Origin of the sequence: Stappia sp. TSB10P1A, assembly GCF_900185725.1 — a bacterium.
GTDB lineage: Bacteria > Pseudomonadota > Alphaproteobacteria > Rhizobiales > Stappiaceae > Stappia.
In genome coordinates this window covers 306,955-320,070 of the sequence record NZ_FYAU01000036.1, presented here as the reverse complement: position 1 = coordinate 320,070, position 13,116 = coordinate 306,955, and the positions used below count along the sequence as shown (strand labels likewise).

16 protein-coding genes are annotated in these 13,116 nt (G+C 67.9%); 12 read left to right on the top strand and 4 right to left on the bottom strand.

Going from position 1 to position 13,116, the window contains the following annotated elements; all coding sequences use genetic code 11:
- Positions 1-2: 2 nt before the first annotated feature.
- Positions 3-557, bottom strand: a complete 555-nt coding sequence (locus TSB10P1A_RS20155; RefSeq protein WP_186389736.1) for a PadR family transcriptional regulator — start codon at positions 555-557, stop codon at positions 3-5.
- A 464-nt stretch (positions 558-1,021) separates the two neighbouring features.
- On the opposite strand from TSB10P1A_RS20155, the gene TSB10P1A_RS20150 reads away from it, so the two are divergent.
- The 9 genes from TSB10P1A_RS20150 (at position 1,022) to TSB10P1A_RS20110 (ending at position 7,985) form a co-directional block, all read left to right on the top strand.
- Entirely contained in the window at positions 1,022-1,414 is a 393-nt protein-coding gene (locus TSB10P1A_RS20150; protein WP_186389735.1) for a hypothetical protein, read from the top strand.
- A gap of 94 nt (positions 1,415-1,508) precedes the next feature.
- Positions 1,509-2,420, top strand: a complete 912-nt coding sequence (gene puuE, locus TSB10P1A_RS20145) for an allantoinase PuuE (protein ID WP_186389734.1) — start codon at positions 1,509-1,511, stop codon at positions 2,418-2,420.
- A complete protein-coding gene (locus TSB10P1A_RS20140) occupies positions 2,398-3,363 on the top strand; it encodes a PaaX family transcriptional regulator C-terminal domain-containing protein (RefSeq protein ID WP_186389733.1) in 966 nt (321 codons plus the stop codon). The genes puuE and TSB10P1A_RS20140 overlap by 23 nt, the downstream gene beginning before the upstream one ends.
- Before the next feature lie 163 nt (positions 3,364-3,526).
- A complete protein-coding gene (paaA, locus tag TSB10P1A_RS20135; protein WP_186389732.1) occupies positions 3,527-4,528 on the top strand; it encodes a 1,2-phenylacetyl-CoA epoxidase subunit PaaA in 1,002 nt (333 codons plus the stop codon).
- Between the two features lie 107 nt (positions 4,529-4,635).
- Positions 4,636-4,923, top strand: coding sequence for a 1,2-phenylacetyl-CoA epoxidase subunit PaaB (gene paaB, locus TSB10P1A_RS20130; protein ID WP_186389731.1), 288 nt, complete (start codon positions 4,636-4,638; stop codon positions 4,921-4,923).
- A gap of 14 nt (positions 4,924-4,937) precedes the next feature.
- Positions 4,938-5,705: a 1,2-phenylacetyl-CoA epoxidase subunit PaaC gene (gene paaC, locus TSB10P1A_RS20125; protein WP_186389730.1), complete on the top strand. Its 768-nt coding sequence runs from the start codon at positions 4,938-4,940 to the stop codon at positions 5,703-5,705.
- A 5-nt stretch (positions 5,706-5,710) separates the two neighbouring features.
- Entirely contained in the window at positions 5,711-6,223 is a 513-nt protein-coding gene (gene paaD, locus TSB10P1A_RS20120; protein ID WP_186389729.1) for a 1,2-phenylacetyl-CoA epoxidase subunit PaaD, read from the top strand.
- Between the two features lie 73 nt (positions 6,224-6,296).
- On the top strand, positions 6,297-7,376 hold the full coding sequence (paaE, locus tag TSB10P1A_RS20115) for a 1,2-phenylacetyl-CoA epoxidase subunit PaaE (protein WP_186389728.1): 1,080 nt from the start codon (positions 6,297-6,299) through the stop codon (positions 7,374-7,376).
- 63 nt (positions 7,377-7,439) lie between these two features.
- Positions 7,440-7,985 (top strand): AAA family ATPase, encoded by a 546-nt coding sequence (locus tag TSB10P1A_RS20110; RefSeq protein WP_186389727.1) that lies wholly within the window; start codon positions 7,440-7,442, stop codon positions 7,983-7,985.
- A gap of 9 nt (positions 7,986-7,994) precedes the next feature.
- On the opposite strand, the gene TSB10P1A_RS20105 is transcribed toward TSB10P1A_RS20110, so the two are convergent.
- Positions 7,995-9,014, bottom strand: a complete 1,020-nt coding sequence (locus TSB10P1A_RS20105; RefSeq protein ID WP_186389726.1) for a zinc-dependent alcohol dehydrogenase — start codon at positions 9,012-9,014, stop codon at positions 7,995-7,997.
- 196 nt (positions 9,015-9,210) lie between these two features.
- Between TSB10P1A_RS20105 and TSB10P1A_RS20100 the strand changes: the two genes are divergently transcribed.
- Complete coding sequence (locus TSB10P1A_RS20100) at positions 9,211-10,701, top strand: diguanylate cyclase domain-containing protein (RefSeq protein ID WP_186389725.1); 1,491 nt, start codon at positions 9,211-9,213, stop codon at positions 10,699-10,701.
- Between the two features lie 168 nt (positions 10,702-10,869).
- A complete protein-coding gene (locus tag TSB10P1A_RS20095; RefSeq protein ID WP_186389724.1) occupies positions 10,870-11,082 on the top strand; it encodes a hypothetical protein in 213 nt (70 codons plus the stop codon).
- Between the two features lie 49 nt (positions 11,083-11,131).
- Here TSB10P1A_RS20095 and TSB10P1A_RS23910 read toward each other — a convergent pair whose 3' ends face one another.
- Both TSB10P1A_RS23910 and TSB10P1A_RS20090 read right to left on the bottom strand, forming a co-directional pair.
- Complete coding sequence (locus TSB10P1A_RS23910) at positions 11,132-11,263, bottom strand: hypothetical protein (protein WP_256376456.1); 132 nt, start codon at positions 11,261-11,263, stop codon at positions 11,132-11,134.
- 104 nt (positions 11,264-11,367) lie between these two features.
- Complete coding sequence (locus tag TSB10P1A_RS20090; protein ID WP_186389723.1) at positions 11,368-11,760, bottom strand: VOC family protein; 393 nt, start codon at positions 11,758-11,760, stop codon at positions 11,368-11,370.
- Between the two features lie 201 nt (positions 11,761-11,961).
- On the opposite strand from TSB10P1A_RS20090, the gene TSB10P1A_RS20085 reads away from it, so the two are divergent.
- Positions 11,962-13,089 (top strand): Fic family protein, encoded by a 1,128-nt coding sequence (locus tag TSB10P1A_RS20085; protein WP_186389722.1) that lies wholly within the window; start codon positions 11,962-11,964, stop codon positions 13,087-13,089.
- Positions 13,090-13,116 lie beyond the last annotated feature (27 nt).

Sequence of the window (13,116 nt, the reverse complement as noted above, 5' to 3'; positions counted from 1 at the left end):
GGTCACTCGGCCGCCTGGGGGAGGGCAGGGCGGCCGCGTGCGATGTCTTCAAGTCGGTGTCGGTTCGCTTCCAGGAAGCGGATGTCCTCGGTCATGCAACTGCGCCCGTATTCCAGGATGAAGCGGGCTGCCGGACGGTGGTCGCAGGGCTCGCCGGCAATGGCTTCGAGCTTGGCCAGATCCCCACGCATATGCTCCAGCCGCGCGTCGATGGCCTTGCGGATGACGTCCGGCCCCACCATTTCGGCGCACATGGCGACCAGCAGGAACGGCGAGCGGTAGATGTCCGGCGCCGGCAGCTGGCTGAGGTCGCGGATGAACTCGGCGCGGCCGGCCTCGGTGATCGAATAGACCTTGCGCGAGGGCTTGCCGCTCTGGGCCTCCTCGCGCACCGTGACGAGCCCTTCGGCCTCCAGCCGCGCCAGCGCGGGATAGATCGAGCCGAAACTGGCGTCGACGAAGTAGCTGTACTTGCCTTCGGTCGAGAGCTTGCGGATCTCATAGCCGGTGGCGTCTCCGAAATTCAGGATTGCAAGGCACAGTGTTCTGACGCTCATACTCAGGTCCCTTCCACCCTCGCCGGGAATGGCGGCCCGTCGCCCTGCCGAAAAGCGGGCGATCTTGTTGTCCGGCCGTCGCGGGTCGCGGTCCTTGCGGTGCGATCCGTCCTTCCGTTCTCATGGCCTGTCCGTCCCGACCGTGCTTGCGTTTTTCGCCCGATGGGGGCGCCTGCTGGCTGCGGACAGTGCCGGTTCGGTATATTCTTGATTATGGATATATCGGATCGATATACTTCCGCCTTATATAGGCTTCGGACCCTGCGGCACAAGCGGCCAGTGAGGGATTTTTCGTAGCCTGCAGCTTTTTCCGATGACCTTGAAAGGCGGGACACAGCCCTGCCTGCGGCAGTCGACCGCGTGGACATTCCGGGCGTCTGCGCCATCTTCGGGGAACGGTGGCCTGCAAAGGGGCCGGAGCGATGGCCCGACAGCCTTTACGCCGCGAACGAGAGTGCGGATCCATGACCGACATGCAAGACGTGCAACCTTCCCGGCGGCCCGGCGGCGTCTCCCGCCTGCTGGCGCAGCCCTTCTTCCGGCTCCTGGCCATCAACTGGCTGATCGGCGCCTTTGCCGCCGCCATCGTGCTCGGTGGGCTGTTGTGGCTCGACACGGGCGGGCTGCGCAGCCTGATCCTGGCCTCCGACCAGCCCTGGCTGCCGATCCTGGTGCTGCTGGCGGGCCTGATGATCACCCTGTGCTCGGCCGCCATGGGCGCGGCGATCATGGCGCTGCCCTCCGAGCCGGGCGACGACAGCGGCCGCCGCATGCGCCTCGACGTCAAGGGTGCGCTCGATCCGGCCCTCGCTCCGGTGCCCGTGCCCGTATCCGTGCCGGCCCGCCCCCGCTCCTGACGCGAAAGCCTTGCATCGGCGCGTGCTTTTGGGTTTCCTCCGGCCTAGAGCAGCCCGCTTCGGGCCTGGTCCCCTCGTGCAACGGACGGTCCCAATGAGCGACACCTATCCGCGCGATCTCGTCGGCTACGGACGCGAGACGCCCAATCCGCAGTGGCCGAACGACGCCAACGTCGCCGTCCAGTTCGTCATCAACTACGAGGAGGGCGGCGAGAACTGCCTCCTCCACGGCGACAGCTATTCCGAGGCCTTCCTGTCGGAGATCGTCGGCGCCGCGCCCTGGCACCGCCAGCGGCACATGAACATGGAGTCCATCTACGAATACGGCTCGCGCGCCGGCTTCTGGCGCCTGTGGCGGATGTTCACCGAGCGCTCCATGCCCGTCACCGTCTATGGCGTCGCCACCGCCCTGCAGCGCAATCCGGACGCGGTCGCCGCCATGAACGAGGCGGGGTGGGAAATCGCCTCGCACGGGCTGAAGTGGATCGACTACAAGGATTTCTCGCGCGAAGATGAGAAGCGCCACATGGCCGAGGCGATCCGCATCCACGAGGAGGTCACCGGCTCGCGTCCGCTCGGCTGGTACACCGGCCGCTCGTCGGAATTCACCCGCGACCTCGTGATGGAGGAGGGCGGCTTCCTCTATGATTCCGACAGCTATGCCGACGATCTGCCCTATTGGGTGGAAGGCCCGTCCGGCCCGCATCTCGTCATTCCCTACACGCTCGATGCCAACGACATGCGTTTCGCCACCGCGCAGGGGTTCAACTCGGGCGACCAGTTCTTCACCTATCTGAAGGACACGTTCGACACGCTCTATGCGGAAGGCGAGGCCGGCGCGCCGAAGATGATGAATATCGGCCTGCATTGCCGCCTGGTCGGCCGTCCGGGGCGCGCTGCCGCGCTCGCCCGCTTCCTCGATTATGTCGCCTCGCACGAGAAGGTCTGGGTCACCCGGCGCATCGACATCGCCTGGCACTGGCATGCCCACCACGCCGCCGGCTGAGGCCGGCAACGCGCCGGCGGAGGTCGAGGCGCTCGCCGGCGCGCTGCTGGACCGGCTGCACGAGACCCAGCCGCTGCGCGTCTGGTCGCTGATCGTCACGATCTTCGGCGATGTCGTCGCCCCGCGCGGCGGCGAGGTCTGGGCCGGCACGCTGTCGGACCTGCTCGGGCTGATGCGCATCGATGCGGCGGCGGTGCGCGCCGCGCTCTCGCGGCTTGCCCGCGACGGCTGGGTCGAGCGCGAGCGCCGGGGCCGGCTCAGCTTCTATGCCCTGTCGGCGGCCGGGCGCGCGACCTTCACCCCGGCCTCGCAGCGCATCTACCGGCTTGCGCCGGAAGGAGGCGAGGCGCGGGCGGCGGAGCTGCGGCTCGTCGTGCTGCCCGAAACGGAGGGCCGCAACGGTCTGCGCGAGGCGGCCCGCAAGGCCGGCTACGGCTTGCTGGCGCCCGGCATCCTGCTCGGCACCCCGGCCAGCCCGCCGCTCGACGGGCCCGAGTTTCCGCAAGGGGCGGCGGAGGGCGCGGTGACGCTGGCGGCCTCCGTGCTGGCCGGCTCCGATGCCGATCTCGTCGCCCGCGCCTTCGATCTTGCCCCGCTGGCCGGCCGCTACCAGTCCTTCTGCCGGCGCTATGCGCCGCTGGCCGAGGCGCTGGAGAGTGGGCAGGGCGGTGCAGGGCACGCGCGCCTGTCGCCCGAGACGGCGATGGTCTGCCGCATCCTGCTCGTCCACGACTATCGCCGGCTGAGCCTGCGCGATCCGATGCTGCCGCCCGCGCTGCTGCCCGCCGACTGGCCGGGTCTTGCCGCCAACCGGCTGGCGGCCCGGCTCTACGGCGCGTTGCGCAAGCCGGCCGAGGCCTGGATCGCCGCCCATGCCCGCGGCCCGGACGGCCCCCTGCCGCCGCCGGAGGCCTCGGAACTTCGCCGCTTCTCTGCCGGCTGAGGCGGGGAGTTCCGCAAAATCAGCCACTTGCGAGAACGGATTTGGCATATGTTAATGTGTGACGAAAAATACTTGAAATATAAAAATATCGTCACGTATAATGCGAGCAGATAAGGCGCGCGGCTGGCGCGTCCCGCATGGCAACCGAGGAGGGGTTGATCGCATGTACACCCAGGCCCTGAACGCCCGTGATGCGTCCGACGAGCGCAGCGAGGACGCCGCGCTGCTCGCCGCCTTCCAGGCCCGCGTCGACGCGGAAGAGAAGATCGAGCCCAACGACTGGATGCCGGAGGCCTATCGCAAGACCCTGGTGCGCCAGATCTCCCAGCATGCCCATTCCGAGATCGTCGGCATGCTGCCCGAGGGCAACTGGATCACCCGCGCCCCGACCCTGAAGCGCAAGGCGGCACTGCTCGCCAAGGTGCAGGACGAGGGCGGCCACGGCCTCTATCTCTATTCCGCCGCCGAGACGCTGGGCGTGTCCCGCGAGGAACTGACCGAGCAGCTTCTGTCAAGCAAGGCGAAATACTCCTCCATCTTCAACTATCCGACCCTGACCTGGGCCGATATCGGTGCCATCGGCTGGCTGGTCGACGGCGCGGCGATCATGAACCAGATCCCGCTCTGCCGCTGCTCCTTCGGCCCCTATTCGCGCGCCATGATCCGCGTGTGCAAGGAAGAGAGCTTCCACCAGCGCCAGGGCTACGAGCTGCTGCTGGAGATGTGCCGCTCGTCGGAAGAGCAGAAGGAGATGGTGCAGGACGCGCTGAACCGCTGGTGGTGGCCGTCGCTGATGATGTTCGGCCCCTCCGACACAGACTCCAAGCATTCCGCCCAGTCGATGGCCTGGAAGATCAAGCGCTTCACCAATGACGAGCTGCGCCAGAAGTTCGTCGATGCGACCGTGCCGCAGGCGCATTATCTCGGCCTGACGCTCCCCGACCCGGACCTGAAGTTCAACGAGGACACCGGCCACTGGGAATATGGCGAGATCGACTGGGAGGAGTTTGCCCGCGTCGTCGCCGGCAACGGCCCGTGCAACCGCGAGCGTTTGGCTGCCCGCCGCAAGGCCTTCGACGAGGGCGCCTGGGTGCGCGAGGCGGCCCTTGCCTACGCCGAAAAGCGCCGCAACCGCCGCGAGGCGGCCCGCATCGCCGCCGAGTGAGCGACACCCCGGCGCGGGCACGCGCCGGGCAAAAAAGCACAACGACGTTCCGCAGGACCATGAGGCTTCGCGCCGGCCACCCGTCCGCGAGCCCGAGGGAGAGAACCATGACCGAGAAGAACACGCCGCTCTGGGAAGTCTTCATCCGTTCGCGCACCGGCATGGCGCATCGCCATTGCGGCTCGGTGCATGCGGCCGACGAGGAGATGGCGCTGCAGGCCGCGCGCGACGTCTACACCCGCCGCGGCGAAGGCGTCTCCATCTGGGTGGTGCCGTCCTCGGCGATCGTCGCGTCCGACCCGTCCGAGAAGGACGTGATGTTCGAGCCGACCGCCTCGAAGATCTACCGGCATCCGACCTTCTACGAGATCCCCGAAGAAGTCGGCAACATGTGAGCGGGAACGGCACCATGACCACGACCGACCGGACCGCCGATCTCTTCGCCTATACCCTGCGTCTTGCCGACGATGCGGCCATTCTCGGCCAGCGCCTCGGCGAGTGGTGCGGCCATGCGCCGACGCTGGAGGAGGATATCGGCCTCGCCAATATCGCGCTCGACCATATCGGCCAGGCGCGCGCGCTCTACACTTATGCCGGCGAGGTGGAAGGCGAGGGCCGCGACGAGGACCAGCTCTGCTTCCTGCGTCCCGAGCGCCAGTTCAACAACTGCCTGCTGGTCGAGCAGCCGAACGGCGACTTCGCTGAGACCATCCTGCGCCAGTTCTTCTTCTCCGCCTTCATGCTGCCGCTGTGGCGCGAGCTGAAGGCCTCGAAGGACGAAACCCTCGCCGCCATCGCCGCCAAGGCGGAGAAGGAAGCGGCCTATCACCTGCGCCATTCCGCCGAGTGGACCATTCGCCTTGGCGACGGCACCACCGAAAGCCATGAGCGCGCCCAGGCGGCCGTCGACCATCTGTGGCCCTATACGGGCGAGCTGTTCGAGGTCGACGGTGTGGTCGAGCGGCTGGCCGCCGCCGGCATCGCGGTCGATCCGGCGAGCCTGCGCGATGAGTGGCACGCCACCTTGCGCGAGGTGCTGGACGAGGCGACGCTGCGCCTGCCGCCCGACGGCTGGTTCCAGACCGGCGGCCGCTCGGGCCGTCATTCGGAGAGCTTCGGCCATCTCCTGTCCGAAATGCAGTACATGCAGCGGGCCTGGCCGGGCCTGAGGTGGTGACGGCGATGGGCTCGCGCCTGCACGATATCGCGGGGGAGAGCGCCCGCCGGCGTGCCTTCGAGGTCGCCGCGCAGGTGCCGGACCCGGAAGTCCCGGTGCTGACCATCGGTGATCTCGGCGTGCTGCGCGACGTGCGCATCGCCTCCGACGGCACAGTCGAGGTCGACATCACGCCGACCTATACCGGCTGCCCGGCGATGGCCGTCTTCACCATGGACATCGAGACCGCGCTGTTGGCGGAAGGCTTCGGCAAGGTGCGGGTCAACACCGTGCTGTCGCCGGCCTGGACCACCGACTGGCTGAGCGAGGACGCGCGCGAGAAGCTGCGCGCCTACGGCATCGCTCCGCCGGCCGGCAAGGCCTCGCGCCGCGCCCTGTTCGGCGACGACGAGGTCGCCTGTCCGCGCTGCGGCTCGCACGACACCGAGAAGGTGTCGGAGTTCGGCTCCACCGCCTGCAAGGCGCTGTGGCGCTGCCGCTCCTGCGCCGAGCCGTTCGACTATTTCAAGTGCCACTGATTCAAGTGCCACTGAGCTGGCGTCTTGTCCGGCAGGCCACGGATGCCGCCGGAAGCTTTTGAGGGAGAACCGCATGTCGCCGAGATTTCATGCGCTGAAGGTCCGCGAAGTGAGGCGCGAGACGCCTGAGGCTGTGTCGATTTCCTTCGACGTGCCGGAAACCCTGCGCGAGGCCTATCGCTTCGCCGCAGGCCAGTATCTCACCCTGCGCGCGGTGATCGGCGGCGAAGAGGTGCGCCGGTCCTATTCGATCTGCGCCGGCGAGGATGACGGGGAACTGCGCGTCGCGGTGAAGAAGATCGACGGCGGCGTCTTTTCCGCCTTCGCCAACGAGAACGTGGCGGCCGGCGACGAGATCGACGTGATGACCCCGTCGGGCCGCTTCGTCCTGCCGGCGCATCAGGGCGGCCCGCGCCAGCTCGTCGCGGTCGCCGCCGGCTCCGGCATCACGCCGGTTCTGGCGATGATCCGCACCGTGCTGACCCGCGAGCCCGAGAGCGAGTTCTTCCTGTTCTACGGCAACCGCAGCGCCCAGACGATCATCTTCAAGGAAGAGATCGAGGACCTGAAGGACGTCTTCCCGACCCGCTTCGGCGTGTTCCATGTGCTGTCGCGCGAGACCCAGGATGTGGAGATCCTTTCCGGCCGGCTGGACTCGGAAAAGCTGGAGCGCCTGTTCACCCATGTGCTGCCGGTGGCGGAGGCGGACGGCGTTTTCCTCTGCGGTCCCGGCGAGATGATCGAGACCGCGAGCGCCGTGCTCGCCCGTCTCGGCGTGGCGGGCGAGCGCATCCACCGCGAGTTCTTCACGCCGGCCGATGGCTCGGCGCCGCATGCGGCCAAGCCCGCGAACAGGACCGCCGAGACCGCCCATGCGGCGCGCGCGGAACTGATCATCGACGGGGCCCGCGTCACGGTTCCGGTTGCCGCCGGCGAGACCATCGTCGATGCCGCTATGCGCGCGGGCGTCGAGGTTCCCTATTCCTGCAAGGGCGGCATGTGCTGCACCTGCCGCGCCAAGGTCGAGGCCGGCGAGGTCGACATGGCGGTCAACTATTCGCTCGAGCCCTGGGAGATCGAGGCCGGCTTCGTCCTCACCTGCCAGTCGCGCCCGGTCTCCGACACGGTGGTGCTCGACTACGACGCGATGTAGGCTCCAGGGAGCGGGGCAGGGCGCGCGGTGCGCCGCCCCCGTTTCCCCCAAGAGAGCCTTCCCATGCATCAGCGTTTCGTGCTCGTCACCGGCTGTTCCGGCGGCGGCAAGTCCACATTGATCGAAGAGCTTGCCCGCCGCGGCCACCGCACGGTGGAAGAACCCGGCCGGCGTATCGTCCGCGAGGAACTGGCGGGAGAGGGCAGCGCACTGCCCTGGATCGACCTTGCGGCCTTTGCCCGGCGGGCGATCCGCATGGCCGTCGCCGACTGGCGCGGTGCGCATGGCCGGCGAGGTGATGAGGGCTGGATCTTCTTCGACCGCGGCGTGATCGATGCCGCCTCGGCCTTCCAGGTCGCGACGGCGCGCAAGGTGCTTGCACCGCTCGCCCGCCGCTACCGCTATCGCCCGCTGGTGTTTCTGGCGCCGCCCTGGCCGGAGATCCACGCGGGCGATGCCGAGCGCCGGCACGGGTTTGACGCCGCGACCGAAGAATACGAGCGCCTGGCGAACGAATTGCCCGCGCTCGGCTACGAGACCCGGCTGCTGCCGAAAGCCCCGGTCGCCGAGCGCGCCGCCTTCGTGCTCGCCGCGCTGGAGCGCGGCTGAGCGGCTTTCTCAGATCTCCATCACCACGCGGCCGTCGATCTTGCCGGCGCGCATCGTGTCGAAGATCGCGTTGACGTTCTCCAGCCGATCCGTGGAGTAATGCGCGGCGACCTTGCCTTCGGCGGCGAAGGCCAGCGCTTCGGAGAGATCGTTGCGGGTGCCGACGATGGAGCCCCGGATCGTCTTGCGCGTCAGCACGGTGTCGAAGATCGGCAGCGGGAAGTCGCCGGGCGGCAGGCCGACGAGGCTCATCGTGCCGCCGCGCCCGAGCATGGCGAAGCCCTGGCTGAACGACTTCGGCGACACCGCCGTCACCAGCACGCCTTCCGCGCCGCCGCCTTTCTGCACTTCGGCGACCGCATCCTCGGTCAGCGCGTTGAACGCCATGTCGGCGCCGAGGGCGCGGGCCAGCGCCAGCTTCTCCTCGGAAATGTCGACGGCGATGACATGCATTCCCATCGCCTTGGCATATTGCACGGCCATGTGGCCGAGCCCGCCGATACCGACGATGACGACGGTCTGGCCGGGCTTCGCCTCGGTCTCCTTCAGCCCCTTGTAGACCGTGACGCCGGCGCACAGCACCGGAGCGGCCGGCGCGAAGGCGAGCCCGTCCGGCAGGTGGCCGACATAGTTCGGATCGGCGAGCACATAGTCGGCGAAGCCGCCATTGACGCTGTAGCCGGTGTTCTGCTGGTCGCAGCACAGGGTTTCCCAGCCGCCGACGCAATGTCGGCAATGGCCGCAGGCGGTGTGCAGCCACGGCACGCCGACCCGGTCGCCTTCCTTGACGCTGGTGACGCCGGCCCCGACGGCGGCGACCGTGCCGACGCCCTCATGGCCCGGGATGAAGGGCGGCTGCGGCTTGACCGGCCAGTCGCCCTCGGCCGCGTGCAGGTCGGTGTGGCAGACGCCGCTGGCGGCGATCTTCACCAGGATCTTACCGGGCGCCACTTCCGGTTTGGTCACCTCGCAAATGTCGAGCGGCGCGCCGAAGGCGCGCACCACAGCGGCTTTCATCGTCTTTCCCATTGGACTCCCCGTTGCCGTGTTCCTTCCCAGCCGGGCGACATTGTGGAACAGCAAGGCAGGACCCGCGTTGCGCGAGATCAAGCTCCAACGTCGACGCAGTTGCGATGCCGTTAACGAGGCGGGAACCACGTCGGTTAGCCGAAGATTCAAGTCTTCCTGCCAGTGTCGCCGCATGCAGAATACGGGAAATCCATCAATGGCGCACTGGCTGGACACGGGGAAACGCAACCTCAAGGTTGCGGTCTATCTCCTTTGCGTGACCGTCGTCATCGCCTTCGCGCTGTCCAACACCCATACGCTCGGCAGCGCCGGACGCATTGCCGACGACGTGCGCGCCGGGGACGAGCGCCATCTGGTGCGCAACGAGATCGACCGCCAGGTCGAGATCTTGGTGTTCGATCAGGCACGCATCTCCCACTGGGATGAGGCGGTGCGCGCGCTGATCGCGCATATCGACTGGGACTTCGTCCGCGACGAGATCATCGAGTGGCACTGGGAGGATTTCGGCATCCAGACCACGGTCATCGTCGGGCCGGACGGCAATCCTCGCCTGCTGATCTTCGAGGAAGACGTCCGCGCCGAGGCGGAGGCGGTGAAGTATGTGGAACTGGCCGCCGACCTGGTCGCGCTCGCGCGGGACGCCTACAAGACGCACCGGCAGCCGGCCGGCGGCGGCTTCAGGGTGGCTTACAATCCGGTGCGGTCCCACCAGCCGCTCTTCGTGTCGGATATCCGTCCCGTCGACGGCCAACTCACCATGATCGTCGCCCAGGCCATCGTGCCCGACGACGACGCGCTGCTGCCTGACGGCCACGCCAACATTCTGCTGACCTTCAAGCCGCTGTCCGCTCCGATCCTTTCGGAGATCGGCCGCAAGCTCGGCCTGCAGGATTTCGCCATTCTCCCGGCAGCCGACGTGCCGGCCGATGCCGACTGGATCCGGGTCGGGCGCAGCAGGGGCGCCGATGCAATCGCCGTGACCTGGATGCGGACCTATCCCTCATCGGTGATCTGGCGTCAGGCGCTGCCGCTTCTCGCCGGGGGGCTGCTGCTGGTCGCCATCGCCCTCGGCTTCGTCGCCCTGCGGTTCGGCAGCAGCCTTCTGCGGCTGCAGCAGAGCGAGGAGCGCAACCGCTTTCTCGCCCATCACGATGCCCTGACCGGCCTGCCCAACCGGGCGCAGTTCGAACGCGAGATCGAACAGGTGCTGCAGCACAGCGAGCAGCAACGCTGCGCGGTCCTGTGCATCGACCTCGACCGCTTCAAGGAGGTCAACGACACCTGGGGCCATCCGGTCGGCGATCTGGTGATCCGGACCGTCGCCAGTCGCATCCTGGCGGCAGTCGGGGATCGCGGCATGGCCGCGCGGGTCGGCGGCGACGAGTTCATCGTGCTGCTGCGCGAGGGCCTCGACCCTGGATCGGTGCTGGCGCTGTGCGAGCGCATCGTTGCCGGCATCTGTTCGGAAATCGTCTTCGAGGGCGGCAGCGCCACTGTCGGCGCCAGCATCGGCGTTGCCTGGTGGCCGGACGATGCGCTGACCTCCAGAACGGTCATCCGCAGTGCCGACGAGGCGCTGTACCGGTCGAAGCGGGAAGGGCGCGGCCGGACATGGTTTGCCACCGGTCCGGCGGAGCCAGCCTCGCCAGAGCCCTCCGGCATCGGCCCGCCGCGCCCGGCCGCATAGCCGGCGCGGCGCAGGCGCCCGGGCGAACCCCTTGTCGGATTGCCTCTTTTGCTGCACGGTCCCGCATTGGGGATGTGGACGTGGCCCGGCGGAGGGGCCGGCCTTCCTTGCGCGGGTCCGGTGGGCCTGTCAGTCACCGGTCAAGGACGAGCGGACATAGGAGCGGACATGGGGCGGCGTATTCTGCGGATCATCGGCATCGGCATCATCGTTGCCTCCATCGGGATCTGGTGGCTTCTCGATCGCTTCGGCTGCGAGATGAACACCAGCGGCTGCAGCAGGGTTCTTCCGCGCTTCACCCTGGAGACGGTCGAGTATCTGTTTCTGCCGGTCGCCCTGGGCGTGTTTCTGATCTATCTCGGCCGCCGCCAGCGCGGCTGACGCGCCGACCCTTCTCGCCTGCCGTTCGCGTCGGGCTGGAAATCTCGCCCTACGGCGCCGGCTCGATCAGGTGGCATTCGGCCAGCCCGGTCGGGGTCTCGGTACAGACATGGGTGTCTGCAGGCGGCGGCGAGGCGCAGGCGGCGAGCAGCAGCGACACTGCGAAGACAAGAACAGGCATCTCACATCTCCGCCCGCTCTGCCGTCCTCTCTGCCCCTCTCTTTGGCCGCCTCGCTGCGGCAGCGTTGCCCGGTGGGCTGCTTCGCAATCTTTGGCCGAGTGCTTCATAGCGGCAGGGACAGTTGCCAGGAGAGGCCAAACCGGTCCGTCAGCCAGCCGAAACGGTCGCTGAAGCCATAATTGTCCGGCGGCATCAAGACCGTGCCGCCGTCAGCAAGCTGGGCGAAGGCCCCGTCCAGTGCGTCGACGCTATCCATCTCGACGAACAGCGACATGGACGGCGTGAAGTCGAAGTCGTGCGGGATCGGGCTGTCGATCACGATGAGGCGCTGGCCGGCAAACGATACCTTTGCCATGCGCACCGTTCCGGCCGCAGCGGTGTTCTCGTCGTTGAGTTCCAGCATTTCGATGGTGAAATCCGGAAACACCGCCTCATAGGTTCGGAGTGCCGCGCGAGCATGGCCTTGAAACATCAGGTGGGTGAGTGCTCTGGTCATCTGCGGGGCCCTGTCGCTGTCGGGGGTCTTTGGGTTTCGCCCGGCTACAATGCAGGTCGCGGCGATCACTCGCAAGGGTGGTGCGGGGATCCGCACGCCCTGCTCTTGCGGTGATTAGGAGATCTTATCTCCGCAAGTTTCGCGGCGAATAATTGCGCCTGCGGCGAATGCGCGGTATATTCGCCGCAAAGGATGCGGTAAATGGCGACCTATATCCATCAGCTCGGCGACTGGCCAACGTTTCGCTTCGACCATGCTTCGGTCTCCGGCCCGCTGGCGGCGGTCCGTCACCGGCAGGGCCGGCTCACCGGGCGCATGGACGCGCTCGGCTTCGCACTGCGCGCCGAGGCGGTTCTGGAGACCCTGACGGCCGATGTCGTCAAGTCGAGCGAGATCGAGGGCGAGATCCTGGAGCGCAGTCAGGTCCGCTCCTCCATCGCCCGCCGGCTCGGCATGGATATCGGCGGCCTGCCGCCGGTCGACCGCACTGTCGAGGGCGTCGTCGAGATGACGCTGGACGCGGTCGGCGCGTTCGAGGCGCCGCTGACCAGCGAGCGCCTGTTTGCCTGGCATGCGGCATTGTTCCCGACGGGCCGCAGCGGCATGCTGCGCATCGCCGTCGGCCGCTGGCGCGACGAGGCGGCCGGGCCGATGCAGGTCGTCTCGGGCCCCTTCGGCCGCGAGAAGGTCCATTTCGAGGCGCCGCCCGCTGCCCGTGTCGCGGCCGAGATGGAGGCCTTCCTCGACTGGTTCGAGAGCCCGGACCCGCTCGATCCCGTCCTGCGGGCCGCGCTCGCGCATCTGTGGTTCGTCACCATCCATCCCTTCGAGGACGGCAACGGCCGCATCGCGCGCGCCATCGGCGACATGGCGCTCGCCCGCTCCGAAGGCAGCGGCCAGCGCTTCTACAGCCTCTCCTCGCAGATCCGCCAGGACCGCAAGGGCTATTACGAGATCCTCGAGCGCACCCAGAAGGGCGACCTCGACATCACGCCCTGGCTGCTGTGGTTTCTCGCCTGTCTCGACCGCGCGCTCGATGAGTCCGCCGGCATTCTCGAGGACGTGCTGCGCAAGGCGGCGTTCTGGCAGGCGCTGGCCGGCGAGCCTCTCAGTGAACGCCAGCGCAAGGTGCTGAACCGGCTGCTCGACGGCTTCGACGGCAAGCTCACCTCGTCGAAATGGGCGAGGCTGACGAAGACCTCGCCCGATACGGCGCTGCGCGACATCACCGACCTCGTCGCCCGCGGCATCCTTGCGCGCGATCCCGGCGGCGGCCGCTCGACCAGCTATTCGCTGGTCCCGCCGGATGCCTTGCCGGAGCGCCGCTGAGATCGGGCCCGTGCGGCGATTGCCGTT

What these genes read in the sequence shown, in the direction of transcription:
- TSB10P1A_RS20110 (WP_186389727.1), top strand. Translation starts at nt 7,440, where the DNA reads ATGCATCAGCGTTTCGTGCTCGTCACCGGCTGTTCCGGCGGCGGCAAG.
- paaE (WP_186389728.1), top strand. Translation starts at nt 6,297, where the DNA reads ATGTCGCCGAGATTTCATGCGCTGAAGGTCCGCGAAGTGAGGCGCGAG.
- TSB10P1A_RS20095 (WP_186389724.1), top strand. Translation starts at nt 10,870, where the DNA reads ATGGGGCGGCGTATTCTGCGGATCATCGGCATCGGCATCATCGTTGCC.
- paaC (WP_186389730.1), top strand. Translation starts at nt 4,938, where the DNA reads ATGACCACGACCGACCGGACCGCCGATCTCTTCGCCTATACCCTGCGT.
- TSB10P1A_RS20100 (WP_186389725.1), top strand. Translation starts at nt 9,211, where the DNA reads ATGGCGCACTGGCTGGACACGGGGAAACGCAACCTCAAGGTTGCGGTC.
- paaA (WP_186389732.1), top strand. Translation starts at nt 3,527, where the DNA reads ATGTACACCCAGGCCCTGAACGCCCGTGATGCGTCCGACGAGCGCAGC.
- paaD (WP_186389729.1), top strand. Translation starts at nt 5,711, where the DNA reads ATGGGCTCGCGCCTGCACGATATCGCGGGGGAGAGCGCCCGCCGGCGT.
- TSB10P1A_RS23910 (WP_256376456.1), bottom strand. Translation starts at nt 11,263, where the DNA reads ATGCCTGTTCTTGTCTTCGCAGTGTCGCTGCTGCTCGCCGCCTGCGCC.
- TSB10P1A_RS20085 (WP_186389722.1), top strand. Translation starts at nt 11,962, where the DNA reads ATGGCGACCTATATCCATCAGCTCGGCGACTGGCCAACGTTTCGCTTC.
- puuE (WP_186389734.1), top strand. Translation starts at nt 1,509, where the DNA reads ATGAGCGACACCTATCCGCGCGATCTCGTCGGCTACGGACGCGAGACG.
- TSB10P1A_RS20105 (WP_186389726.1), bottom strand. Translation starts at nt 9,014, where the DNA reads ATGGGAAAGACGATGAAAGCCGCTGTGGTGCGCGCCTTCGGCGCGCCG.
- TSB10P1A_RS20090 (WP_186389723.1), bottom strand. Translation starts at nt 11,760, where the DNA reads ATGACCAGAGCACTCACCCACCTGATGTTTCAAGGCCATGCTCGCGCG.
- TSB10P1A_RS20140 (WP_186389733.1), top strand. Translation starts at nt 2,398, where the DNA reads ATGCCCACCACGCCGCCGGCTGAGGCCGGCAACGCGCCGGCGGAGGTC.
- paaB (WP_186389731.1), top strand. Translation starts at nt 4,636, where the DNA reads ATGACCGAGAAGAACACGCCGCTCTGGGAAGTCTTCATCCGTTCGCGC.
- TSB10P1A_RS20150 (WP_186389735.1), top strand. Translation starts at nt 1,022, where the DNA reads ATGACCGACATGCAAGACGTGCAACCTTCCCGGCGGCCCGGCGGCGTC.
- TSB10P1A_RS20155 (WP_186389736.1), bottom strand. Translation starts at nt 557, where the DNA reads ATGAGCGTCAGAACACTGTGCCTTGCAATCCTGAATTTCGGAGACGCC.